Here is a 22589-nt window from a genome sequence, read left to right as displayed (position 1 = left end):
CGGGGCCCTGGTCAGCCGGACTTCGGCGGGTGGAGGGCGTCGAAGGCGAAGACCGTGTTCCGGGCCGCCGCCACGATCACCGCACGTCCGGCGACGGTCACGCGCGGGCTCGCGCCCTCCTGGCCGGTCAGGCCGTCGGCCCTCGGGTCCGTCGCCCACAGCACCGAGCCGTCGGACGGGGAGAGGGCGACCACGCGGCCGGTGGCGGAGCTGAAGAAGAGCGCGCCGTTCCCGGCCACGGGGCCCGAGGCGCCCTCGACGCTGGTCTGCCGGGACCACTTGGTGCGGCCCGTGGCGGGGTCGAACGCGGTGACGCGGCCGGTCTGCCCGCTCACGTACACGGTGCCGGCCGCCATGCCGGGCGTGCCCGCGTACGTGGTGGGCAGCGGGGCGTCCGTGACCTTCCCGGAGACCGGATCGACCTGTACCACCGCGTCGTACCCGGTGAGCGCCGGGCCCTCCATGTGTTCCGTGAGCAGGACGAGCCGGCCGCCGGCGACGCCCACCGGCACGGCGGGACCGTCGACCGCGACGGCCCCGCCCCAGGTGCCGGAGGCCGGGTCGAGGGGGTACAGGGCCGGGTGGCGCACCGCCGAGGCGTCGAGCTCGGCGTCCGTCGCGCACATGGCGAGCAGTCGGGTGCCCACGGGGACGGGGGCGCACCGGGAGCCGGCGGGGAACGGCGCCGTCCAGGCGAGGTCGCCGGTGTGCGCGTCCCGGGCCTCCAGGGCGGTGTCGGAGGCGTCGACCGTGATCACGTCGGTGCCGAACACCACGGCGTCCCGGGTCCGGCCCGTGACGGCCGTCGACTGCGCGCCGGAGGGCGTGGACCACAGCTCCTCGCCGCTGTCGGCGTCGAGGGCGACCACCTCGTCGGAGGTGCCCCGCGGGTCGTCCTGCGCGGCGATGCGGTAGCCGAGCACCGTGTCGTCGGTCGCGCCCACGAGGTGCAGGCCCTGGACGGGCACGCCCGGGCTCTTCGCCGTCCAGGCGCGTGAGCCGTCCCGGACGTCGATCCGGGCGGCGACGACCCCGCCGCCCCCGCAGAACACGGCGTCGGCGCGGGCGACGCACCGCAGTTCGTCCGGGATGTCCTCGCGGCCGCCCGGCACGGTCACGCGCCAGGGCGTGAAGCCCTCGGGCAGGGTGCCGGCGGGCGCGGCGACCGTGCGGGCCTTGCCCTCGTCCGGCTCCTCGCCGAAGCCGCCCGCCCGGAGGGCGGCCACTCCCCCGCCGATCGCCGCCACGGCGACCGCCGCCGCGAGCACGGGCCGCCAGCGCCCGCGCAGCCCGCGTCCGCCGAGGGGGCCGGTCTCCTGCGGAGCGGGGACGTGCGGCACCGGGGTGTCGCGCGTGGCCAGGTGGTGCTGGGTGGCCACGTCCCGGGTGCGGCCGGCGGCGCGCCCGGCCGCCGGCGCGCCGCCGAGGTCGGCGGGCAGGTCGCGCAGCAGCTCCAGCAGTTCGCCGGCCGAGGGCCGGCCCTCGGGTTCCTTGACCAGGCACGGTTCGACGACCGTGCGCAGCGCCTCCGGTACGGCGTCCAGCGAGGGTTCCTCGTGCACCACCTGGTAGGCGGTGAGGTACGGGCTGTCCGCGTCGAAGGGGCCGTGGCCGGTGGCCGCGTACACCAGGAGGGTCGCCAGTGAGAAGACGTCGGAGCGCGGTCCGACGCCGCGCGGTGCCTGGAGCTGTTCCGGCGACATGAAGGGCGGCGTGCCGATGACGCGTCCCGTCATCGTCAGGGTCTGCTGGTCGGCGGCGCGCGAGATGCCGAAGTCGATGACGCGCGGCCCTTCGGAGGACAGCACGACGTTCGACGGCTTCAGGTCGCGGTGGACGACCCCGACGCGGTGGATGTCGCGGAGCGCCTCGGCGAGCCCGATGGCCAGGCTGCGCAGTCCGGCGCCGTTGAGCGGGCCCTCGGCGGCGATGCGCTCGGCGAGGGTGGGGCCCTCGATGTAGGTGGTGGCCATCCAGGGCCGCTCGGCCTCGGGCGCGGCGTCCACCACGGCGGCGGTGAAGGCGCCGCTGACCCGGCGCGCCGCCGCGACCTCCTGGCGGAAGCGGATGCGGAATTCGCTGTCCCCGGCGAAGTGCTGGTGGATCAGCTTGATCGCGACGGGCCGGCCGGAGCTCGTACGGGCGAGGAAGACCGTTCCCATGCCGCCTGAACCGAGCCGCGCCTCTAGCGGATAACCGCCGATCTCGGCTGGATCGCCTGCGCGCAGCGACACTCTTCCCGACCTCTCGTCCCCGTGCGCTCTGCCGTCACGGACCGCCCGTCTGTGCTGGACACAAACTAGCCGCAGGGTGGTGGGGGTGGGCAAAGCGGGTGACGCGTACGGGCGGGTGCGTGGTACGGGTCCGCCCGGCCGGGACCGGGGCCGGCCGTCGGGTCAGCGGATCAGCAGGGGCCAGGTCCTGCCGGACGCCCCGCTCACCGGTGGCGCCGGGCGTCTCGTTCCGGGTCCACCACGTGGCCTCCGGGGTGTGGCCCCCGTACGCGCCGGTGCAGACGGCGTCGGCGCTCCACGCGGCGGCGGTGCAACTGCCGGTCGGGGGTGACGTGGTCCGCGAGGTGCACTGGCGGTCGCGGTTGAGGGACCGGAAGGTGAAGCGGTCCCTGTGGTGGCTGGTGGCGCACTCCAGGACGGCCTGGAAGCGTCGGCGGACGCACCCGATGCCTGCTGTGCGGCGAAGGCCGCGAGTCCTGCGGTGGCCAGGGCGGCGGTGGCCACGCCGGAGAGCACAGCGCACAGACGACCGCGTGACCGATATCAGAACACGCACCGTCCGCATTCCGATGCTCCTCCGCTAGGGTGTCGCGCGTGTCCTTCCCTCTCGCCTTCCGCCATCTCGTGGACGACGCCGCGGTCTTCCCGCCCGGCCTGGCTCCGCTGCCGCGCGCCGTCGCCGACCACGCCGGACACCTCGCGTCCGGGCACGCCGAACTCGTGGGCCCCTTCGTGATCGGCGCCGACCGGCTCGGCGAACTGGCCGGGCTGGCCGGGCCCGGGCTGTTCCCGGGCGGGCTGCGGGTGAGCGTGGTGGCCGGGCCGGCCGCGCTCCCCGCCGTCCTGGCCGCCTTCGCGGGGACCGGCCGGCTCGTGCCGGCGGCCGTGGAGTTCAAGCCGGACCCCGCCCGGCCGCTCGGACCCCAGATCGAGGAACTGGCCGCGCTCGGCTTCCCCGGGACGGTGTACGTCGAGGTGCCGCGCCCCGGTACGCCGGAGTGGGAGCGGGCTCTCGCGCCGGTGGTACGCCACGGCTTCCGGCTGAAGTTCCGCACCGGCGGGACCGAGGCGGCGGCGTTCCCGTCCGAGGACGAGGTGGCCGCGTGGATCCACGATGCCGTGGCCGCCGGGGCCGCCTTCAAGTGCACGGCCGGGCTGCACCACGCGGTCCGGCACACCGCCGCCGCCACCGGGTTCGAGCACCACGGCTACCTCAACGTGCTCCTGGCGGCGGCGCGGGCCCGCGCCGGAGCGTCCCTGTCCGCTGTCCGCGCGGCACTCGCCGAGCGCGACCCGGAGGCGCTGGCCCGAGCCGTGACCGCGCTCCCGGCCGCCGAGACCGCCGCCGCGCGGGAGGCGTTCGTCTCGTACGGGTCGTGCAGCGTGCTCGAACCGCTCGAGGACCTGACCGCCCTGGGCCTGCTCGGCCCCGCCACCACCTGATCACCCATCACCGAAGGGCGCCACGTATGACCACCCACCCCGTCACCTGGGTCGAGGCCGCGGCCGGCAGCGCGTACGACGTCGACAACCTCCCGTACGCCGTCTTCTCCACCACGGACACCGCCCCGCGCATCGGCGTCCGCATCGGCGACCACGTCCTGGACCTGGGCGCCGCCGCCACCGGTCTGCGCCCCGGCTGGGCTCCGCTGCTCGACGCGCCCGCGCTCAACCCGCTGATGGCCGCGGGCGCGCCGGTGTGGGCGGAGGTCCGCGCCTGGGTCACCGGTCTGCTCACCGACACCGCGCACCGCGACCGCGTCCGCCTGGTGCCGCTGGCCGAGATCACGCTGCACCTGCCGTTCGAGGTCGGCGACTACGTCGACTACTACGCCTCCGTGGACCACGCCACGAACGTCGGGCGGATCTTCCGGCCCGACGGGGACGCGCTGATGCCCAACTGGCGCCACCTGCCGGTCGCGTACCACGGCCGCGCGGGCTCCATCGTCGTCTCGGGCACCCCCGTGCACCGCCCCGCCGGACAGCGCAAGGCGCCCACCGACCCGGCGCCCACGTTCGGCCCGTCGCTGCGCCTGGACATCGAGGCCGAACTCGGCTTCGTCGTCGGCCGCACGGTCCCGCTCGGGCGGCGCGTCGCGACCTGCGAGTTCGCCGAGACCGTGTTCGGTGTCACCGGCGTCAACGACTGGTCCTCGCGCGACATCCAGGCGTGGGAGTACGTGCCGCTGGGCCCCAACCTGGGCAAGTCCTTCGCCACCAGCATCGGCGCCTGGGTCACCCCGCTCGCCGCGCTGGAGCACGCCCGCACCGACCTGCCCGGCCAGAGCCCCGCCGTACTGCCGTACCTGCGCGAGGAAGGCCCCTCGGGCTACGCCATCGACGTGGAGGTCGAGGTCAACGGCACGGTGGTGGCGCGTCCGCCGTACGCCTCCATGTACTGGTCGCCCGCGCAGATGCTGGCCCATCTCACGGTCAACGGCGCCTCGCTGCGGGTCGGCGACTTCTACGCGTCGGGCACCATCTCCGGCCCCGAAAAGCACCAGCGCGGCTCGTTCCTCGAACTGTCCTGGGGCGGCAAGGAGACCTGGACGGCGGGCGGCGAGGAGCGCACGTTCCTCCAGGACGGCGACGAGGTCGTCCTGCGCTACTCGGCGCCGGGCGCGCGGGGGCGCATCGGCCTGGGCGAGGTCCGTGGCAGGATCCTCCCCACCATCCGGCCGCTCCCCGAAGAGGTGGAATGACACCGCCGAACGACTCCGAGAGCGGCGGCTCGCAGACCCTGGAGCGCGGCCTCGCCCTCCTGGTCGAACTGAGCCGCCAGCCGGAAGGGCTGACGACCAGCCAGGTGTCGGCCGCGACGGGGTTCCACCGCTCCATCGCGCACCGGCTGCTCGTCTCGCTCCACCGGACGGGGTTCGCCGCGCGCGACGACAGCGGCCGCTACACCGTGGGCCCGGCGGTGGCCGGGCTCCTCGGCGGCACCGGCCCCAGCCTGCGGTCCGTCGCCGAGCCCGTCCTGCACCGCCTCGCCCGCCGCCTGGACGCCACCGCGAGCCTGGTCGAGGCCGTCGGCACCGCCGCCGTCACCACGGTGGTGGCCGAACCGCCGACCGACGGCCCGCTGTTCTGGTACCGCAAGGGCAGCCGAGACCCCCTGGACCACGGCTCCGGCGGCCTGGCCGCCCTGGCCTCCGGCCCCGCGCGCGCCGCCGAACCGCCCCGCGTGCAGGCGATCCGCGAGGCCGGCTACGTCATCACCCACAGCGAGGTCAACATCGGTGCCCACGGCATCGCGGCCCCGCTGCCGGGCTGGCCCGTCCGGGCCGCGGTCAACGTGGTCACCTCCGACCCCGACCTCGCCGACCGGGCCGTGGCGCACGTGAGGGATGCCGCCGCGGCGATCGGCACACTGAGCGACCACCTCGGCGCCGGCTGAACGCGGGCCCGTCAAGGCGGCGGGGCCTCGCACGGCTCCCGAACACCGGGGCCCGGAGCGCCGACGCGCCGGGGACCGGTGGCCCCGACGCGGACCGGCCTCCCGCACATCGAGGAGGGAACGGTCCCGCTCGCGTCACCCGCGACCTGCACATTCTCTATGATTGACGCCATGGGGAACGGGATTCGACAGGATGTGCTGGCCGAGCGTGTCTACGAGGACATCAAGGCGATGGTCATGGACCACGGCATCGCCCCGGGCGCGCGCGTGGGGATCGACGCGCTGGCCCGCCGGCTCGACGTGTCGGCCACTCCGGTGCGCGAGGCGCTGGCGCGGCTCGAATCGGACGGCCTCGTGGTCAAGCGGCCGAACGCCGGCTACCGGGCGACCGACCTGCTCGATCCGGACGGCCTGCGCGACCTTTTCGAGATGCGGCTGCTCCTGGAGCCGAAGGCCGCCTCGCTCGCCGCGGAGAACGCGGACGGACCGGATCTCCAGCGGCTCAGGGACATCGCGGAGCGGATGCGCAGCCACCCCGAGACCGGTGAGAGCTATGCGGTCTACCACCGGTTCGCCCTGCTGGACCAGGAGTTCCACGACACGCTGGCCCGTGCGGCGGGCCGCCCGCTGCTCGCCGACGCGGTGAACCGCCTCCACTCCCACCTGCATCTGTTCCGCCTGACCAGTGCTCCGGGGGCGGCCGGCACGACGATCGAGGAACACGAGCGGATCCTGGACGCGGTGGCCCGGCGCAACCCGGAGCAGGCCGCCGAGGCGATGACGACGCACCTGCGCTCCAGCCGCGTACGGCACCGCACCGGCACGCAGCCCCACCGGAACGGAAAACAGACGCGGGCGCGGCCCTCGTGAGGCCCGAGGGTGCGCCCGCGTCTGCCCGGTGATCACTGCGGGCGCAGCCGCAACCCCTGCATCCCGCCGTCCACCGCGAGGTCGGTGCCGGTGGTGGCGCCCGACCGGGGGCTCGCCAGGTAGGCCACCGCGTGGGCGACTTCGGCGGCGCTGACGAGGCGGCCGCTCGGCTGGCGGGCGGCCAGGGCGGCGCGCTCCGCCTCGGGGTCGCCCGAGGCGTCCAGCAGGCGGCCGACCCAGGGGGTGTCCGCCGTGCCGGGGTTCACGCAGGTGACACGGATACCCTCGCGCAGGTGATCGGCGGCCATGGCCCGGGTCAGGGCCAGAACGGCGCCCTTGCTGGCCGAATACAAGGCCCGCTGCGGCAGCCCGGCCGTGGCCGCGATCGAGCACATGTTGACGACCGCCGCGTGGCCCTCGCCGCCCGCGGCCGCCTCGCGGAGTGCGGGGAGGGCCGCCGCGGTGACCCGGGCGATGCCGACGACGTTGACGTCGAGCACCCGGTGCCACTCCTCCGGGGTGTTGTCCTCGACGGTGCCCTGTGCTCCCATCCCGGCGTTGTTGACCAGGACGTTCACTCCACCGAGTCGGGCGGTCACCTCGTCGACGGCCGCGCGCACGGCGTCGTCGTCCGTCACGTCGCAGCGCACCTGCAGGAACGGCCCGTCCGAGGTGTCCCGGTCGAGCACGGCCACCCGCGCGCCGCGCGCGTGCAGCTCCCGGGCGGTGGCCAGGCCGATTCCGGACGCGCCGCCGGTCACCACCGCGACGAGGCCGGCGAACTCGGGTGCGGTCATCGGGTTCATCTCCTGTGTCTCCTGTGTCTCCTGTGTCATCGGGAGCCCTCCGCTGCCATGGTCTGGCGCTGCCTGCCGAGCCCTTCGCCTTCGATTTCCACGACGTCACCGGCGGCCAGATAGGGGAAGCGGCCGGAGAGGGCGACGCCCTCGGGCGTGCCGGTCAGGACAAGGTCGCCCGGCTCCAGGGTCATGAACTGGCTGAGGCGGTACAGGATTTCAGGCACCGAGAAGATCATGTCGGCGGTGCTGGAGTCCTGCCGCGCAGCCCCGTTGACGCGGCTGCGCAGCCGCACCGCCGCCGGGTCGAGCGCGTCTTCGGTGACGAGCCACGGCCCGACGGGCGTGAACGTGGGGGCGCACTTGCCCTTGGACCACTGGCCGCCCGAGGTGCGCAGTTGCAGCTCGCGCTCGGAGACGTCGTTGACGAGGACGTACCCGGCGATGTGGGACGCGGCGTCGGCGGGCGATGCGAGGTAGCTCGTACGCCGCCCGACGACCACGCCGAGCTCGGCCTCCCAGTCCGTCATGGTGCTGCCGCGCGGGATGGTGACCGGGTCGTCCGGGCCGACCACGGTGTTGGGGTGCTTGAGGAACACCACCGGTTCGGTGGGCGGCTCGGCGCCGGACTCGGCCGCGTGCCGTGCGTAGTTCATGCCCACGCAGACGACGGCGGTGGGGCGGGTGAGGGGCGGGCCGTGGCGGAGCTGCTGGGCGTCCGGGAGTTCGGGCAGCGCGGTCACGTCGAGCGCGGGCAGGCCGCGCTCCAGGAACTCCGGTGTGATGTCCGGGGTCACTCCGCGCAGATCGAGGACGCGGTCGCCGTCGAGGACGACGGGGATCTCCTGGCCCGGGGGGCCGAGGCGGGCGATGCGCATGGTGCCTTCCTGAAAGGGTGCGGGTATGGCTGCGGCCGCCCCACGAGCGGCCGGCCGGTTCAGCGGTAGGTTCCGGTCGAGGCGTGCAGTTCGGCGACGGTGGTGGCGGCGAGGTCGCGCCCCCTGGTCTCGGGGCCGAGAGCCACCGCGACGCCGCCGATCAGGCATGCGGCGACGACGAAGAGGGCGACACCCCAGGAGCGGTCCCCCGCCGCGGCGACCAGGGCGACGGCGATGAGCGGGGTGAGCCCGCCGGTGACCGCGCCGGCGATCTCCCGGTACAGGGCCAGTCCGGTGAACCGGGAGCGGGCGGTGAACAGTTCGCTGTAGTAGGCGGCCTGCGGGGCGAACATGCAGCCCACCCCGATGCCCATGCTCGCCACGACCACCAGGGTGACGGCGAGCGAACTGTGGCTGTGGTCGATGACCCAGAAGTACGGGAAGACGAACGCGGCGGAGAAGACGATGCCCGCCAGGGCCACCGGCTTGCGGCCGACGCGGTCGGTGAGGTGCCCGAAGAGGACGAGGGTCACGGCGGTCACCGCCGTGCCGACGGTCACCGCCAGTGGACCGGTCGAGCTGGACATCTCCAGCGTGTCGGTGAGATAGGCGGCCAGGAACGTCAGGTTGAGGTAGGCGACGACGTTCTGGGCGGTCTGCAGGCCGAAGACGACCAGGCCGGCCCTCCACTCGTGGCGCACGACGTCCCGCACGGGCGAGACCTCGGCCGTCTCGGTGCGCTCCTGGGCCGCCTCGAAGGCGGGGCTCTCCGTCAGCCGCAGCCGGATGACGAGCGCCACGCCGATCACGAGCACACTGGCCGCGAACGGGATCCGCCAGCCCCAGGCGAGGAACTGGTCCTCGGGCAGCCGGGTGACCAGCGCGAAGGCGCCGGAGGCCATGAGGATGCCGATGTAGACGCCGATGCTGGGCGCCGCGCCGAACAGACCGCGCCGGCGGGGCTCGGAGAACTCGGCGGCGAGTACGGCGGCCCCGCCGTACTCCGCGCCCGCGCCGAGCCCCTGGACCGCCCGCAGCACGACCAGCAGGACGGGCGCGAGCACACCGGCCTGCTCGTACGTGGGCACGAGGGCCATGCCGACGGTGGAGGCGCCCATCACCAGCAGGGTGAGGACCAGGACGCGTTTGCGGCCGAACAGGTCGCCGAGGCGGCCGAAGACGACGCCGCCGAGCGGACGTACGAAGTAGCCGATGGCGAGCGTGCCGAACGAGGCGAGCAGCGAGGCCGTGGCGTCGAACGACGGAAAGATGATCTTGTTGAAGACGAGGGCCGCGGCGGTGCCGTAGAGATAGAAGTCGTACCACTCCAGGGCCGAGCCGACGAGTGAGGCCAGCAGGACGCGCCGGCGGTGCGCGGCGACGGCCCGGGCGGGCTTGGCCGGGGTGAGGGTGGACATCGTCGTCCTCCGGGTGTGCTGGGACAGCGGGACGGGGGCGGTGGAGGTGCGGGGCCGGCTCGCGGCCGGCGGTCAGGCGACGCGCCGGTCGTCGATGGCGTCGGCGTCCCAGGCGATGCCGAGGCCGGGCTCGGACGGGGCGTGGGCGAGGCCGCCTTCGATCCGCAGCCCGTGCGTCGTGACGGCGCGCAGCTGCGGGATGTACTCGACATAGCGGGCGTTGGGCACGGCGGCCGTCAGGCTGACGTGGATCTCCATCAGGAAGTGCGGGCAGACCTCGACGTTGAACGCCTCCGCGAGGTGGGCGACCTTGAGCCAGGGCGTGATGCCGCCGATCCGGGCCACGTCGGGCTGCACGATGCCGGCCGCGCCGCGCTGCAGGTACTCGCGGAAGTGGCCCAGCGAGTACATCGATTCGCCGACGGCCACCGGGATGGACGTCGAGGCGGCGAGCCGTTCGTGCCCCGCCACGTCGTCGGCGGGCAGCGGCTCCTCCAGCCAGCCGATGTCGTACGGCTCCAGCAGGGCGGCGCGGCGCACGGCCTCGGCGCCGGTGAACGCCTGGTTGGCGTCGACCATGATGTCCAGGCCGGGGCCGACCGCCTCGCGCACGGCCCGGATGCGGGCGGCGTCCTCGCCCGGGCTCGGCTTGCCGACCTTGATCTTGACGCCGGAGAACCCCTGACGCTGGGCCTCGCGGGCACCGGCGACCAGTTCGTCCTCGCCGAGCTGGAGCCAGCCGCGCTCGGTGTCGTACACCGGCACCGCCGGCCGGGCTCCGCCGGCCACGCGCCACAGCGGCTCGCCCGCCCGCAGGCAACGCAGATCCCACAGGGCGAGGTCCACGGCGGCGAGGCCGAGCGCGGTGAGCGCGCCGACCATCGTGGCCCGCGTGCTGTCGTACATCGTCCGCCAGGCGCCCTCGATCTCCCGGGAGTCGTGCCCGGCGAGCGCGGGCAGGAGGTGGTCGCGCAGCATCGCGAGCACGGCGCGGCCTCCGGTGCCGATGGTGTACGCGTAGCCGGTGCCGGTCAGCCCCTCGTCCGTCGTCACCTCCACGAAAAGGGTCTCCTGCTTGAGGAACGCCTGGGTCGCGTCGGTGCGTACCGTCTCCACCTCGATGTCGACGAGGTACGCCTCGGCCTTGATCACTTTTGCCACTGCTGCTCCGTGCGTTGTACGTGAATGGGTTGAAGAAGTCGTCGTGTCGTGCGCGTGTCCGCTCCCGGGACGCGTGGGTGCCGGGAGCGTCAGGGGCGCGCGCCGTCCAGGGCGGCGACGAGCGCCAGGACGGTCCGGCACATGGGCACCGCGATCCCCTGCGCGTCCGCCCTGCGGACCACGGCCCCGAGGAGCCCGTCGTGTTCCATGGGCCGGCCGGCGAGGCGGTCGGCGAGCATCGAGGAGCCGGCTCCGGGCGGACGGGCATCGATCCAGGCGAGGACCTCGTCGGCGGCATTGCCGGGCAGCCGCGCGCCCTCGGCCCGGCCCACCTCGGCCACCTCGTCGAGCATGGTGGCCGCCATGGCCCGTACGGCCGGGTCGGCGAAGACCTCGACGCGGCGGGAGGTGAGCGCGGTGACGGGGTTGGCGACGGCGTTGACCATGAGCTTGCGCCAGGCCGCGGTGGTGAAGTCGGCCACCGGGTCCACCCCGAGCCCGGTTCCTTCGAGCAACGGACGGGCCCTGCGGCCCGGTTCGTCGTCGCCGATGACGAGCCCCGCCCCTTCGCCGCGCACCGCGACCCGGCCCCTGCCGAGGCGCTCCGCGTTGAAGTGGACGAGCGCCGGGACCACTTGGCCCGGCGGGGCGTACGGGGCCGCCTGCTCGCGGTGCTCGACGCCGTTCTGCGCGACGACCACCACCGACTCCCGGTCGACGAGCCGCTCCAGCCAGGCGCGAGCCGCAGCGCCCTGATGCAGCTTGGTCGTCACGAGGATCCAGGCGGCCGGGCGCGCCCGCGCCGGGTCGTCCTGCCAGTGCACCCGCGCCGTGCGGGCGCCCAGGTCGCCGGTCTGCTCGATGTCGCGGACGGGTGGCGAGCCGGGCCGTCCGCACAGCGTGACCGGATGCCCCCGAAGGGCGAGCCGGCCCGCCAGCGCGAGGCCGACGGCTCCCGGGCCCACGACGGAGACCGGGTCGGCCTCGGAAACCACATGCTCAGGCACGCGCACACCCGCTCAGTTCATATAGGAATCTGGAGTGAGTTGCAGAATGCTATAGGTTCCGCAGGAAAACAACCCCTCCGAACAACCCCTCCGAACAACCCCTCCCGCATCCGCCCGGACCCGGTGCGACTGCGCGTCCGGACACGGCAAAGGGCCGGTGCCGGCCTCTTCCGAAGCCCGCACCGGCCCGCCGCGGCCGCCCGTCTCCCGCTCGCCGGGCGGCCGCCCGTCAGCAGCCGATCGGCTCGGAGCCGACGGCCACGTCGTCGAACCACAGAGTGTCGTCGCCGACCCCGTAGCTCTCCCAGCCCAGCCGCAGAGCGGTGGGCCGGGGCGGCGTGGTCCGCGAGAGCCACTGGTCGTCCACGTCACGCGTGGGTACGCCGTCGGCGTGCAGGCCCGGCACCTGCTCGTCGCCCAGCCAGGTGTCGAGCCCCGGGGCCGAGGTGTCGACCGCGAACCGCAGGCACTGCCAGCTGCCCGTGGGCAGGGGCCTGCTCAGCCCCACCCCGGTCGGACTCTGCGCCGGGAGCGTCGCGTCGTCGGTCTCCCGGTTCCACTGGAGCGCCCCGTTCTGCCCGCCGATCCGCAGGGCCTTGCCGCCCTGGGAACTGTCGGGCATCGACACGAAGGCGACGTGCGCCGCCGGGAGTGCCGTGGTGTGCCGCACCCACATGCGGACGTACAGCACGGGGCCGACGGCCGACAGGTCGGCGGTGGAGGCCACGAAGGCGTGGTTGCAGTAGCCGGCCTTCCCGTCGAGCCGCAGCGAGCGCGTGCCGCTGTGCGCGGTCTCCGTGTCCACGGCGGCCGTCCCGGTGCCCTGGCAGTCGGGTGCGGTGAAGCGCCAGTCGCCGGCGGGGGCCGGACCGGTCTGGCCCTCGAAGTCGTCGCAGACGACCGCGTCGCCGCACTCGGCGGAGGGCGGTGTGGTGGGAGGCGGTGTGGTGGGAGGCGGCGTGGTCGGGGGCGTGGTGCCGTCGCCGCCGCACGGCACGCCGTTGAGGGCGAAGTCGCCGGGAGCGGGTCCGCCCGACTGCGAGGTCCCCTGCACCCCGAAGGAGACGGTGCCGCCTTCGGCCACCGCCCCGTTCCAGGCCGTGCTGACGGCGGTCACGGCGTGGCCGGTCTGCGTGACGGTGGCGTTCCAGCCGGAGGTGACGTGCTGGTCACCGGCGTACGTCCAGGTCAGGCGCCAGTCGCTGAGCGCCGGGCCCTCGTTGGTGACGCGGACCTCGGCAGTGTAGCCGCCGGTCCACTCGTTGGCGGTGTAGTCCACCTGGCACCCGGATGCGGACTCCGCCGCAGCGGCCGGCCCACCGGCGGGCATGGCGACGAAGAGCGACAGGGCCAGCGCGACGGCGGAGCCGGCCGCCGTCCAGGGTCTGCGCGGTAAGCGGCGGGGGTGGATGGTCATGTGCGCCTCCTCGGGGCGTGGGGAAGGGTGGGAGCGCTCCCATGTATGACAGCGACTTGACGGCACACTGTCAATACGGCGGTGGTCCGCGACTTTTACAGGGTCCGAAAGTTTCGCCGTACGAGCTCCCGCCGCAACACCCTCTCAGCCAAGCGCGCCGTTGCGTCATCCCGCAGGACAGCCCCGCACGCCGCTGACGTGCACTGTTGAAGCCCAAGCACGATCAAAGCAGTACCGACGCTTTCGAAACACTTGCCGAAACTATTGACAGTCACCGGAGGCGGCCCAAAAACTCCGTGCTCAGACCCGGCCGCGCCGCCCGTGCGGCCGGAACTCTGCTCACCTGGAGGACCCCCTCATGCGTCTCCGATTCCACCGCCGCCCCGCCGCTCTGGCGGCGGGGCTCGTGCTCGCCGCGGCGAGCTCCCTGGGTCTGACCGCCACGGCCGCCGCCCCGGCCCAGGCCGCCGCCTGCAACGGCTACGTGGGCCTGACGTTCGACGACGGCCCGTCCAACGACCACACCCCCGCCCTGCTCAACGCCCTCAAGCAGAACGGTCTGAGGGCCACGATGTTCAACGAGGGCCAGTTCGCCGCCTCGTACCCGGCACAGGTGAAGGCCCAGGTCGACGCGGGTATGTGGGTCGGCAACCACAGCTACACCCACCCCCACCTCACCCAGCAGAGCCAGGCCCAGATCGACTCGGAGCTCTCCCGGACCCAGCAGGCCATCGCGAGCGCCGGCGGCGGCACGCCGAAGCTGTTCCGGCCGCCGTACGGGGAGACGAACGCCACCCTCAAGGCCGTCGAGGCCAAGTACGGGCTCACGGAGGTGATCTGGGACGTCGACTCGCAGGACTGGAACGGGGCGAGCACCGACGCGATCGTCCAGGCCGTGTCCCGCCTCTCCAGCGGCCAGATCATCCTGATGCACGAGTGGCCCGCCAACACCCTGGCCGCCATCCCGCGCATCGCCCAGTCGCTCGCCTCCCGGGGCCTGTGCTCCGGCATGATCTCGCCGCAGACCGGGCGGGCCGTCGCACCCGACGGCAGCAGCGGCGGAGACGACGGCGGCGGGAACACCGGCGGCTGCACCGCGACCCTCTCCGCCGGCCAGAGCTGGGGCGACCGCTACAACCTCAACGTCGCCGTCACGGGTTCGTCCAACTGGACGGTGACGCTGCGCCTCCCCTCCCCGGAGCGGGTCCTCTCCACCTGGAACGTCAGCGCCTCCTACCCGAGCGCCCAGGTGCTGACCGCGAAGCCCAACGGCAGCGGCAACAACTTCGGCGTCACCATCCAGACCAACGGCAACTGGACCTGGCCGGCGGTCTCCTGCGCCACGGGCTGAAGCCCCTCGCCCCCACGGTGAAGCGCCCCGCGCCCGCGCGCGGGGCGCTTCGCCATGTCCCCGGACCGGCGTGAGCTACCGGAAACCAGTCGTTCACCCCACCGTGGACTCCGGTGAAACAACCGGTTCCTAGCGTCTCCGCCCATGGATGCGACGCTGGATACGACGCTGTATACGCCCCCGGACACAGCGCGGGGCGCACGTGCGGAGCCCGCGCCCCCGCTCCGCGAGACGGTGTACGGGCAGCTGCGCGCGGCCGTGCTCGACGGCGAGTTCGGGCCGCGCGAGCGACTGGCCGAGACGCGGCTCGCCACACGCTTCCGCGTCTCGCGGACCCCGGTGCGCGAGGCCCTGGCGCGCCTGCTCGCGGACGGCCTGATCGAGCGCGGGGACGGCGGCTTCTTCGTCACGATCCCCAACCTGGCCCAGCTGCGGGACCTGTACGAACTCCGGGTCACCCTGGAACTGCGCGGCATCGCCCGGGCGATCGACGACCCCTCCGTACAGCATGATCCGGCCGTTCTCAAGGCCGAGTTGGACCGCTGGTACGCCATGCGCGAGCGGCCGCCGGACCCCGATCCCCGCTTCGTCGTGCAGGACGAGCGCTTCCACGCCGAGCTGTCCCGCGCCTCCGGGAACCCCGCCCTGACGGATGCCCTCGTGGCCGTCGGTGAGCGCATCCGCCGGGTCCGGATGTACGACTTCCTCACCCCGGACCGGATCGGGACGACCATCACCGAGCACATCGCGATCATGGAGGCCGTCCGCGACGGGCGCCTCGCCGACGGCCACCGCGCCCTGCACGCCCATGTCGGCGACTCCATGGCCGTCGTGCTCGAACGGGCCCGGCGCGCCATGACGCAGATGGCCCTGCACGCCGACCGCCTCTGAAACCCCGGCGGCCGACGGCGTCCGCCCCCGCCCGTCCTCAGCACGGCCTTCCCTCAGCTCACCGCTTCCCGAGAGGCTGCCCATGAGTACGACCGAGTCACGTGCGACGTCCACCCCACCGACCGCTGCCGAGACCAGGGCGACGAGCGAGACCCTGGAGGACTACACCCTCCGCTTCGCGCCCCGCGGTTACCGCCGCTGGACCCCCGCCGTCGTGGCCACCACCGCCCTGGGCGGCATCGCCTACATGGCGGACTTCTCGATCGGCGCGGGCATCGGACTGGCCCACGGCACCGGCAACGCGCTCCTGGCGATTGCGGTGGCGGCCGTCGTCATCTTCGCCACCGGCTTCCCGCTGGCGTACTACGGCGCCCGGTACAACCTCGATCTGGACCTGATCACCCGGGGCTCCGGCTTCGGGTACTACGGCTCGGTCCTGACCGGGGTCATCTTCGCCAGCTTCACCTTCATCTTCTTCGCCCTCGAAGGCTCGATCATGGCGCAGGGCCTGAAACTGGGCCTCGGACTGCCGCTCTGGCTCGGATACCTCGTCTCCACCCTGATGGTCATTCCGCTGGTGATCTACGGAATGTCCGCGCTCAGCAAGCTCCAGGTGTGGACGACGCCGATCTGGCTGCTGCTGATGGCCGGCCCGCTGGTCTACCTGGTCGCCACCGACCCCGGCACGGTCGACCGGTTCCTCTCGTACGCCGGAACCGACGGCAAGGGCGGCATCGACACCGCGTCCGTGCTCCTCGGTGCCGGTGTATGCCTCTCGCTCATCGCGCAGATCGGCGAGCAGATCGACTACCTGCGCTTCATGCCGCCGAAGACCGACGCCAACAAGCGCGCCTGGTGGACCGCCGTGGTGATGGCCGGGCCCGGATGGGTGGTGCTGGGCGCGCTCAAGCAGGCCATCGGTGTGTTCCTCGCCGTGTACGTCCTCGCGGAGGTCGGAGCCGATGCCGCGCCCGAGCCGATCCAGCAGTTCCGGGGCGCCTTCGACGCGATGCTGCCGTCCTGGCTGGTCGTCCCGCTGGCCGTGGTCCTGGTGGTCATCAGCCAGATCAAGATCAACGTCACCAACGCGTACTCCGGCTCGCTCGCCTGGACCAACTCCTTCACCCGGGTCACCGGGCACTACCCCGGCCGGCTGGTCTTCGTGCTGGTCAACCTCGGCTTCGCGCTCGCGCTGATGGAGGCCGACATGTTCAGCTTCCTCAACGACATCCTCGGCTTCTACTCCAACTGCGCCATCGCCTGGATCGTCACCGTCGCCACCGACATCGGCGTCAACAAGTACCTGCTGCGCATCTCACCGCTCCGGCCGGAGTTCCGCCGGGGCATGCTGTACGCGGTCAATCCCGTCGGCGTGGTCGCCTTCACCGCCGCCTCCGGCCTGTCGATCGCGATGTACTTCCACGCGCTGGGCGACACCCTCCAGCCGTACTCCCCCGTCGCCGCCGCCGTCCTCGCCTTCGTGCTGACGCCCCTGGTCGCGTACGTCACCAAGGGCCGCTACTACCTGCGCCGCACCGACGACGGCCTGGACGAGCCGATGCTCGACGCGGACGGCAACCCGAGCGCGGCGACCTACGACTGCCATGTCTGCCACCAGTCGTACGAACGCCCCGACCTCGCCGCCTGCGCCACCCATGACGCGGTCGTCTGCTCGCTCTGCCTGAGCACCGACCGGGTGGGTGACCACGTGCTGCCCGCGCAGCCTCCGCTCGCCTGACCCCCGGCCCCGTACCCAGGAGTTGCCGTCATGTTCGACACCCTGCTCATCGCCAACCGCGGCGAGATCGCCTGCCGGGTCATCCGCAGCGCCGAAGCCCTCGGTCTGCGTACGGTGGCCGTGTACTCCGACGCCGACCGCACCGCCCCGCACGTCCGCCTCGCCGACGAGGCCGTGCGCCTCGGCCCCGCCCCCGCCGCCGAGAGCTATCTGCGGGCGGACGCGGTCCTGGAGGCGGCCCTCGCCACCGGGGCCGGGGCGGTGCACCCCGGCTACGGCTTCCTGTCCGAGAACACGGCGTTCGCCGCCTCCGTGGAGAAGGCGGGCCTCGCGTTCGTCGGCCCCACGCCCGCCCAGCTGGAGGTGTTCGGCGCCAAGCACACCGCACGGGCCGCGGCGCTCGCGGCGGGTGTCCCTCTGCTGCCCGGCAGTGGGCTCCTCGCCGACGAGGAGGACGCCCTGCGCGCGGCGGAGCGGACCGGCTACCCGGTGATGCTCAAGGCGACCGGCGGCGGAGGCGGGATCGGCATGCGGGCGTGTGCCGGGCCCACGGAGCTGCGGGACGCCTTCGCCCGGGTGTCGCGGCTGGCCCGGGGCAGTTTCGCCGACGGCGGGGTCTTCCTGGAGCGTTACGTGGAGCGCGCCCGCCACGTCGAGGTGCAGGTCTTCGGGGACGGCGCCGGCGCGGTCGTGGTGCTCGGCGACCGCGACTGCTCCCTCCAGCGCCGCAACCAGAAGGTGCTGGAGGAGGCCCCGGCGCCGGACCTGCCGCCGCGGCTGCGCACCGTGCTCCGCACCGCCGCGAGGGAGTTGTGCGCGTCGGTGGACTACCGGTCGGCCGGCACGGTCGAGTTCGTGTACGACCCGGTGCGCGAGGAGGCGTACTTCCTGGAGGTCAACACCCGCCTCCAGGTGGAACATCCGGTGACCGAGGAGATCCACGGCATCGATCTGGTCGCCTGGATGCTGCGCCTGGCGCGCGGCGAGAGCGGCTTCCTGACGGAACCGCCCGCCCGGGGCCACGCGGTCGAGGCGCGGATCTACGCCGAGGACCCGGCCCGGGACCACCGGCCGAGCTCCGGTCTGCTGACCCGCGTCGCCTTCCCCGAGGGCGTACGCGTGGACAGCTGGGCGGAGACCGGGCAGCACGTCTCCTCCGCGTACGACCCGATGCTCGCCAAGGTCGTCGCGACCGGTGACACCCGGACGGAGGCGTTCGCCCGGCTGGCCGAGGCCCTGGACGGGACGGTGGTGGACGGGGTGGAGACCAACCTCGGGCTGCTGCGCGCCGCCTGCCGCGAACCGGTGGTGCTCGACGCCCGGCACACCACGGCGACCCTGGCCGGTCTGCGCGATCCGCGTCCCCGGATCGACGTGGAACGCGGCGGCGCCCAGACGACGGTGCAGGACTGGCCGGGCCGCACCGGCTACTGGGAGGTCGGCATCCCGCCCGGCGGCCCGATGGACGACCTCTCCTTCCGCCTCGGCAACCGGGCCGTCGGCAACCCGGAGGGCGCCCCCGGCCTGGAGTGCACGCTGGAGGGCCCGGCGCTGCGCTTCTCGGCACCGGCCGTCGTCTGCGTCACCGGCGCCCCCGCCACGGTCACCGTCGACGGGCACCCCGTCGCCCTGTGGGAGCCGGTCGAGCTGGCCGCCGGGCAGCTGCTCGACGTCGGCACCGCCCTCGGCCCCGGGATGCGTACGTACGTCCTGGTGCGCGGCGGTCTCGACGTCCCCGGCTACCTGGGCAGCGCGGCCACCTTCACCCTGGGTGGCTTCGGCGGCCACGCCGGCCGCGCCCTGCGCACGGGCGACGTGCTGCGACCCGCCCGGCCCGTGCCGGAGGCCCCCGCGCCCGCGCCCGTCCCGGCCGCCTCGCGTCCGCACTTCGCCTCGCACTGGCGCATCGCGGTCAGCGAAGGGCCCCACGCCGCACCGGACTTCCTCACGCGGGAGGGGATCGGGACGGTGTACGGGACGCACTGGAAGGTCTCCGCGCAGTCGGCGCGGACCGGGGTGCGCCTCGTCGGGCCCCGCCCCGAGTGGGCCCGCCCGGACGGCGGGGAGGCGGGACTGCATCCGTCCAACGTGCACGACACCGCGTACTCCGTCGGCGCGGTCAACCTCACGGGCGACACCCCGGCCATCCTCGGCCCCGACGGACCCAGCCTGGGCGGTTTCGCCTGCCCGGTCACCGTGGTGCGCGCAGAGCGCTGGAAGACCGGGCAGCTCCGTCCCGGCGACACCGTCCAGTTCGTCCCGGTCACCGAGCGGACCGCCGACGCGCTGCGCCGGACCCCCGCGCTGCTCACGCTGCCGGCTCCCGGCGGCCCGGACGGCGACGACGGTGTGCTCGGCCGCCGCCCCGCCACGGACACCGTTCCCGAGGTCACCTACCGGCGGGGCGCCGACGACAACGTCCTGGTCGAGTACGGGCCCATGACCCTCGACCTGGGTCTGCGGATGCGCGTCCACGCCCTCGCCGAGCACGTACGGGCGCTCGCGCCGCGCGGTCTGGTCGACGCCACTCCAGGCGTACGCTCGCTGCATCTGCACACCGATCCGGACGTGCTGCCGCTGCGCACCCTGCTCGGTCTGCTCCGGGAGGCCGAGGACCAGTTGCCGGCCACCGCCGGTCTGCGGGTGCCCAGCCGGGAGGTGCGCCTTCCGCTGTCCTGGGACGACCCGACCGTGGACGAGGCCATCGACCGCTACGCCGCCTCGGTACGCGAAGACGCCCCCTGGAACCCGTCCAACATCGAGTTCATCCGCCGTATCAACGGTCTGGACAGCGTCGAGGACGTACGCCGCACGGTCTTCGACGCCCGCTATCTGGTCCTGGGGCTCGGCGACGTCTATCTCGGCGCTCCGGCCGCCACGCCGCTCGATCCGCGCCACCGCCTGGTGACCACCAAGTACAACCCGGCGCGCACCTGGACGGCGGAGGCCGGGGTGGGCATCGGCGGCTCGTACCTGTGCGTCTACGGGATGGAGAGCCCCGGCGGCTACCAGCTCATCGGCCGGACGGTCCCCGTGTGGGGCGGTCTGCGCCCGCCCCGCTCCTTCGCCGACGGCACGCCCTGGCTGCTGCGGTTCTTCGACCGGATCGCCTGGTACCCGGTCGATCCGGCCGAACTCCTGGACATCCGGGCCGATCTCGCCTCCGGGCGGACCGCCCTGGACATCCGCCCGGGTGTCTTCTCGCTCGCGGAGCACGAGGCGTTCCTGCGGGAGAACGCGGAGGACATCGCCGCTTTCCGGAGCCGCCAGTCCGCCGCCTTCGAGACGGAGCGGCGGGCGTGGGAGGCGGCCGGCGAGTTCGCACCGCGCGCCGAACCGGAGCCGGCCGGCGACGTCATGGCCCCGCTCGCCCTCCCCCCGGGCTCGGGCCTGGTCGAGGCCCCGCTGAGCTCCACCGTATGGAAGGTCGAAGCGGTGCCCGGCACCCGGGTCGAGCCGGGTCAGGCCCTCGTGGTCCTGGAAGCCATGAAGATGGAGGTCGTGGTGCGCGCTCCCGCTCACGGGGTCGTCACCGATGTCCTCGTCACCCCCGGAAAGCAGATCGACGCCGGCACGCCGCTGGCCGTCGTCGCACGAGAGGAAGCAGCGTGACCGAGAGCTGCGTCGCACGCGTCACCGCCGCCTACCGCCGCATCGCCGAGACCGCCCGCCCGGAGATCTGGATCACCCTCCGGGCGGAGGCGGACGTCCGGGCCGAGGCGGCCGCCCTGGACTCCCGGCCGGCCGCCGGTGAACCGCTGCCCCTCGCGGGCGTCCTGGTCGCGGTGAAGGACAACATCGACGTCGCCGGGCTGCCCACCACCGCCGCCTGCCCGCCGTTCGCGTACACCCCGGAGACGGACGCGCCGGCCGTGCGGCGGCTGCGGGAGGCGGGCGCGGTCGTGCTCGGCAAGACGAACCTGGACCAGTTCGCGACCGGTCTGGTCGGGGCGCGGAGCCCGTACGGCGCCGTGCGCAGTGCCCTGCGCCCCGAGAAGGTCTCCGGCGGTTCCAGTTCCGGGTCGGCGGTCGCCGTGGCCCTCGGAATCGCCGACATCGCGCTCGGCACCGACACGGCCGGTTCCGGACGCGTTCCGGCCGCCCTCAACGGCATCGTCGGCCTCAAGCCCACGCTGGGCCTGGTCCCCACCACCGGAGTGGTCCCCGCCGCCCGCTCCTACGACGCGGTCACCGTGTTCGCCCGCACCCTCACCGAGGCCCAGCGGGCCCTGGGCGTCATGACGGGAACGGACGACGGTGACCCGCGCGGCCGGGTCTGGCCCGACGATGTCCGTCTGGCCGCCCCGCCCCGGCCCCGGGTCGCGGTCCCCCGGGACGAAGACCTCGTCCCGCTGTCGCCCGGGGGGCGCGCCGCGTTCGCTGCGGCGGTCGAGCAGTTGGAGGCCGCGGGCGCCACGACCGCCGTCGTGGACGTGTCACCGCTGCTGCTGGCGGCCCGGCTGCTCTACGACGGTGCGCTCGTCGCCGAACGCTACGCCGCCGTCGGTGAGTTCATCTCCCGGGACCCGTCGGCGGCGGACCCCACGGTCGCCGGGATCATCCTCGCCGCCGCCGCTCTGCCGGCCCACGCCCTGGCCGCCGATCAGGAACGGCTGGACCGCTACCGGGCCCTCGCGCGCCGGATCCTGTCCGGTTTCGACGCGCTGCTGCTGCCCACGACCACCTGCCACCCGGACATCGCCGAGGTGCTGGCCGACCCGGTGGCCGTCAACTCGCGGATGGGGACCTACACCAACTTCGTGAACCTCCTCGACATGGCGGCCGTCGCGGTGCCGGCCGGGGAGGCGGACGGCAGCCCGTTCGGCGTCAGCGTCGTCACCCGCGCCTTCGAGGACCAGCCGGCCATCGACATCGCCGCCCTGCTCACCGGGGAACAGGCGCCGGCTCCCCTGCCGGACGGCGGCGTGGACCTCGCCGTGTTCGGTGCCCACCTGACCGGGCAGCCGCTCAACCACCAGCTCACCGATTGCGGTGCCCGGTACGCCGGTGAGGTGACCACCACCGCGTGCTACCGGCTCGCGGCCCTGCGGACGACCCCGCCGAAGCCCGGCCTCGTCCGCGTCGGGCCGGCACGGGGCGCCCCGATCACGGGCGAGCGGTGGACCCTTTCGCCCGCCGCACTCGGGCGCTTCCTCGCGGCGCTTCCGGCGCCCATGTCCCTGGGCCGGGTCGAGCTGGCCGAGGGCACTTGGGTCCTGGGCTTCCAGTGCGACCCGGACTCGGCGGCCCGGGGCACCGACATCACGGAGCACGGCGGCTGGCGGGCGTATCTGGAGGCGAACGGGGAGGCGGCGACCGCCTGACGGCCGGGTGCGGGGCGGAGTACCCGACCGGAGGGGTCATTGGTCCCGGTTTGCCCCTCCGGTGGTGGGCATCACCCTGTGAGCCCGGCCCCGTGCCGGGTTCGTC

16 protein-coding genes are annotated in these 22589 nt (G+C 73.9%); 9 read left to right on the top strand and 7 right to left on the bottom strand.

What is annotated here, in order from left to right; genetic code table 11:
- Nucleotides 1-11: 11 nt before the first annotated feature.
- Nucleotides 12-2234 (bottom strand): serine/threonine-protein kinase, encoded by a 2223-nt coding sequence (locus tag ACLQ2N_RS10655; RefSeq protein ID WP_425811436.1) that lies wholly within the window; start codon nucleotides 2232-2234, stop codon nucleotides 12-14.
- A 594-nt stretch (nucleotides 2235-2828) separates the two neighbouring features.
- On the opposite strand from ACLQ2N_RS10655, the gene ACLQ2N_RS10650 reads away from it, so the two are divergent.
- The 4 genes from ACLQ2N_RS10650 (at nucleotide 2829) to ACLQ2N_RS10635 (ending at nucleotide 6501) form a co-directional block, all read left to right on the top strand.
- The gene (locus ACLQ2N_RS10650; protein ID WP_425811434.1) at nucleotides 2829-3677 is read left to right on the top strand and encodes a hypothetical protein; all 849 of its coding nucleotides are present in this window, start codon (nucleotides 2829-2831) and stop codon (nucleotides 3675-3677) included.
- Between the two features lie 26 nt (nucleotides 3678-3703).
- Entirely contained in the window at nucleotides 3704-4936 is a 1233-nt protein-coding gene (gene fahA, locus ACLQ2N_RS10645; RefSeq protein WP_425811432.1) for a fumarylacetoacetase, read from the top strand.
- Nucleotides 4933-5631 carry an IclR family transcriptional regulator gene (locus ACLQ2N_RS10640; RefSeq protein WP_425811431.1) on the top strand — a complete coding sequence of 233 codons (699 nt, stop codon included), beginning with the start codon at nucleotides 4933-4935 and terminating at the stop codon, nucleotides 5629-5631. Before fahA ends, ACLQ2N_RS10640 begins: the two co-directional genes overlap by 4 nt.
- 171 nt (nucleotides 5632-5802) lie before the next feature.
- On the top strand, nucleotides 5803-6501 hold the full coding sequence (locus tag ACLQ2N_RS10635; RefSeq protein ID WP_425811429.1) for a GntR family transcriptional regulator: 699 nt from the start codon (nucleotides 5803-5805) through the stop codon (nucleotides 6499-6501).
- 32 nt (nucleotides 6502-6533) lie between these two features.
- Here ACLQ2N_RS10635 and ACLQ2N_RS10630 read toward each other — a convergent pair whose 3' ends face one another.
- From ACLQ2N_RS10630 to ACLQ2N_RS10605, 6 genes are all read right to left on the bottom strand, one after another.
- A complete protein-coding gene (locus ACLQ2N_RS10630; protein ID WP_425811427.1) occupies nucleotides 6534-7337 on the bottom strand; it encodes an SDR family NAD(P)-dependent oxidoreductase in 804 nt (267 codons plus the stop codon).
- The gene (locus ACLQ2N_RS10625) at nucleotides 7334-8176 is read right to left on the bottom strand and encodes a fumarylacetoacetate hydrolase family protein (protein ID WP_425811425.1); all 843 of its coding nucleotides are present in this window, start codon (nucleotides 8174-8176) and stop codon (nucleotides 7334-7336) included. The genes ACLQ2N_RS10630 and ACLQ2N_RS10625 overlap by 4 nt, the downstream gene beginning before the upstream one ends.
- A gap of 59 nt (nucleotides 8177-8235) precedes the next feature.
- Entirely contained in the window at nucleotides 8236-9594 is a 1359-nt protein-coding gene (locus ACLQ2N_RS10620; RefSeq protein ID WP_425811423.1) for an MFS transporter, read from the bottom strand.
- Between the two features lie 72 nt (nucleotides 9595-9666).
- Nucleotides 9667-10755, bottom strand: a complete 1089-nt coding sequence (locus ACLQ2N_RS10615) for a mandelate racemase/muconate lactonizing enzyme family protein (RefSeq protein WP_425811421.1) — start codon at nucleotides 10753-10755, stop codon at nucleotides 9667-9669.
- Nucleotides 10756-10844: 89 nt separating this feature from the next.
- Nucleotides 10845-11762 (bottom strand): 2-dehydropantoate 2-reductase, encoded by a 918-nt coding sequence (locus ACLQ2N_RS10610; protein WP_425811419.1) that lies wholly within the window; start codon nucleotides 11760-11762, stop codon nucleotides 10845-10847.
- Nucleotides 11763-11991: 229 nt separating this feature from the next.
- Complete coding sequence (locus ACLQ2N_RS10605) at nucleotides 11992-13179, bottom strand: cellulose-binding domain-containing protein (RefSeq protein WP_425811417.1); 1188 nt, start codon at nucleotides 13177-13179, stop codon at nucleotides 11992-11994.
- A gap of 358 nt (nucleotides 13180-13537) precedes the next feature.
- Here ACLQ2N_RS10605 and ACLQ2N_RS10600 point away from each other — a divergent pair, with 358 nt between their 5' ends.
- The 5 genes from ACLQ2N_RS10600 (at nucleotide 13538) to atzF (ending at nucleotide 22483) form a co-directional block, all read left to right on the top strand.
- Nucleotides 13538-14530 carry a polysaccharide deacetylase family protein gene (locus tag ACLQ2N_RS10600; protein ID WP_425811415.1) on the top strand — a complete coding sequence of 331 codons (993 nt, stop codon included), beginning with the start codon at nucleotides 13538-13540 and terminating at the stop codon, nucleotides 14528-14530.
- Between the two features lie 144 nt (nucleotides 14531-14674).
- Nucleotides 14675-15421 carry a GntR family transcriptional regulator gene (locus ACLQ2N_RS10595; protein ID WP_425811413.1) on the top strand — a complete coding sequence of 249 codons (747 nt, stop codon included), beginning with the start codon at nucleotides 14675-14677 and terminating at the stop codon, nucleotides 15419-15421.
- A gap of 82 nt (nucleotides 15422-15503) precedes the next feature.
- Nucleotides 15504-17159, top strand: a complete 1656-nt coding sequence (locus tag ACLQ2N_RS10590) for a purine-cytosine permease family protein (protein ID WP_425811411.1) — start codon at nucleotides 15504-15506, stop codon at nucleotides 17157-17159.
- A gap of 30 nt (nucleotides 17160-17189) precedes the next feature.
- The gene (uca, locus tag ACLQ2N_RS10585) at nucleotides 17190-20771 is read left to right on the top strand and encodes an urea carboxylase (protein ID WP_425811409.1); all 3582 of its coding nucleotides are present in this window, start codon (nucleotides 17190-17192) and stop codon (nucleotides 20769-20771) included.
- The gene (gene atzF, locus ACLQ2N_RS10580) at nucleotides 20768-22483 is read left to right on the top strand and encodes an allophanate hydrolase (RefSeq protein WP_425811407.1); all 1716 of its coding nucleotides are present in this window, start codon (nucleotides 20768-20770) and stop codon (nucleotides 22481-22483) included. The genes uca and atzF overlap by 4 nt, the downstream gene beginning before the upstream one ends.
- Nucleotides 22484-22589 lie beyond the last annotated feature (106 nt).

The organism is Streptomyces sp. DT224 (assembly GCF_049844595.1).
Taxonomy (GTDB): Bacteria; Actinomycetota; Actinomycetes; order Streptomycetales; family Streptomycetaceae; genus Streptomyces.
Note: the sequence above shows the minus strand (reverse complement) of the source record. Positions and strands in the feature narration are given on the sequence as shown.

What these genes read in the sequence shown, in the direction of transcription:
- fahA (WP_425811432.1), top strand. Translation starts at nt 3,704, where the DNA reads ATGACCACCCACCCCGTCACCTGGGTCGAGGCCGCGGCCGGCAGCGCG.
- ACLQ2N_RS10600 (WP_425811415.1), top strand. Translation starts at nt 13,538, where the DNA reads ATGCGTCTCCGATTCCACCGCCGCCCCGCCGCTCTGGCGGCGGGGCTC.
- ACLQ2N_RS10605 (WP_425811417.1), bottom strand. Translation starts at nt 13,179, where the DNA reads ATGACCATCCACCCCCGCCGCTTACCGCGCAGACCCTGGACGGCGGCC.
- uca (WP_425811409.1), top strand. Translation starts at nt 17,190, where the DNA reads ATGTTCGACACCCTGCTCATCGCCAACCGCGGCGAGATCGCCTGCCGG.
- ACLQ2N_RS10620 (WP_425811423.1), bottom strand. Translation starts at nt 9,594, where the DNA reads ATGTCCACCCTCACCCCGGCCAAGCCCGCCCGGGCCGTCGCCGCGCAC.
- ACLQ2N_RS10625 (WP_425811425.1), bottom strand. Translation starts at nt 8,176, where the DNA reads ATGCGCATCGCCCGCCTCGGCCCCCCGGGCCAGGAGATCCCCGTCGTC.
- ACLQ2N_RS10595 (WP_425811413.1), top strand. Translation starts at nt 14,675, where the DNA reads ATGGATGCGACGCTGGATACGACGCTGTATACGCCCCCGGACACAGCG.
- ACLQ2N_RS10630 (WP_425811427.1), bottom strand. Translation starts at nt 7,337, where the DNA reads ATGACACAGGAGACACAGGAGACACAGGAGATGAACCCGATGACCGCA.
- ACLQ2N_RS10640 (WP_425811431.1), top strand. Translation starts at nt 4,933, where the DNA reads ATGACACCGCCGAACGACTCCGAGAGCGGCGGCTCGCAGACCCTGGAG.
- ACLQ2N_RS10590 (WP_425811411.1), top strand. Translation starts at nt 15,504, where the DNA reads ATGAGTACGACCGAGTCACGTGCGACGTCCACCCCACCGACCGCTGCC.
- ACLQ2N_RS10635 (WP_425811429.1), top strand. Translation starts at nt 5,803, where the DNA reads ATGGGGAACGGGATTCGACAGGATGTGCTGGCCGAGCGTGTCTACGAG.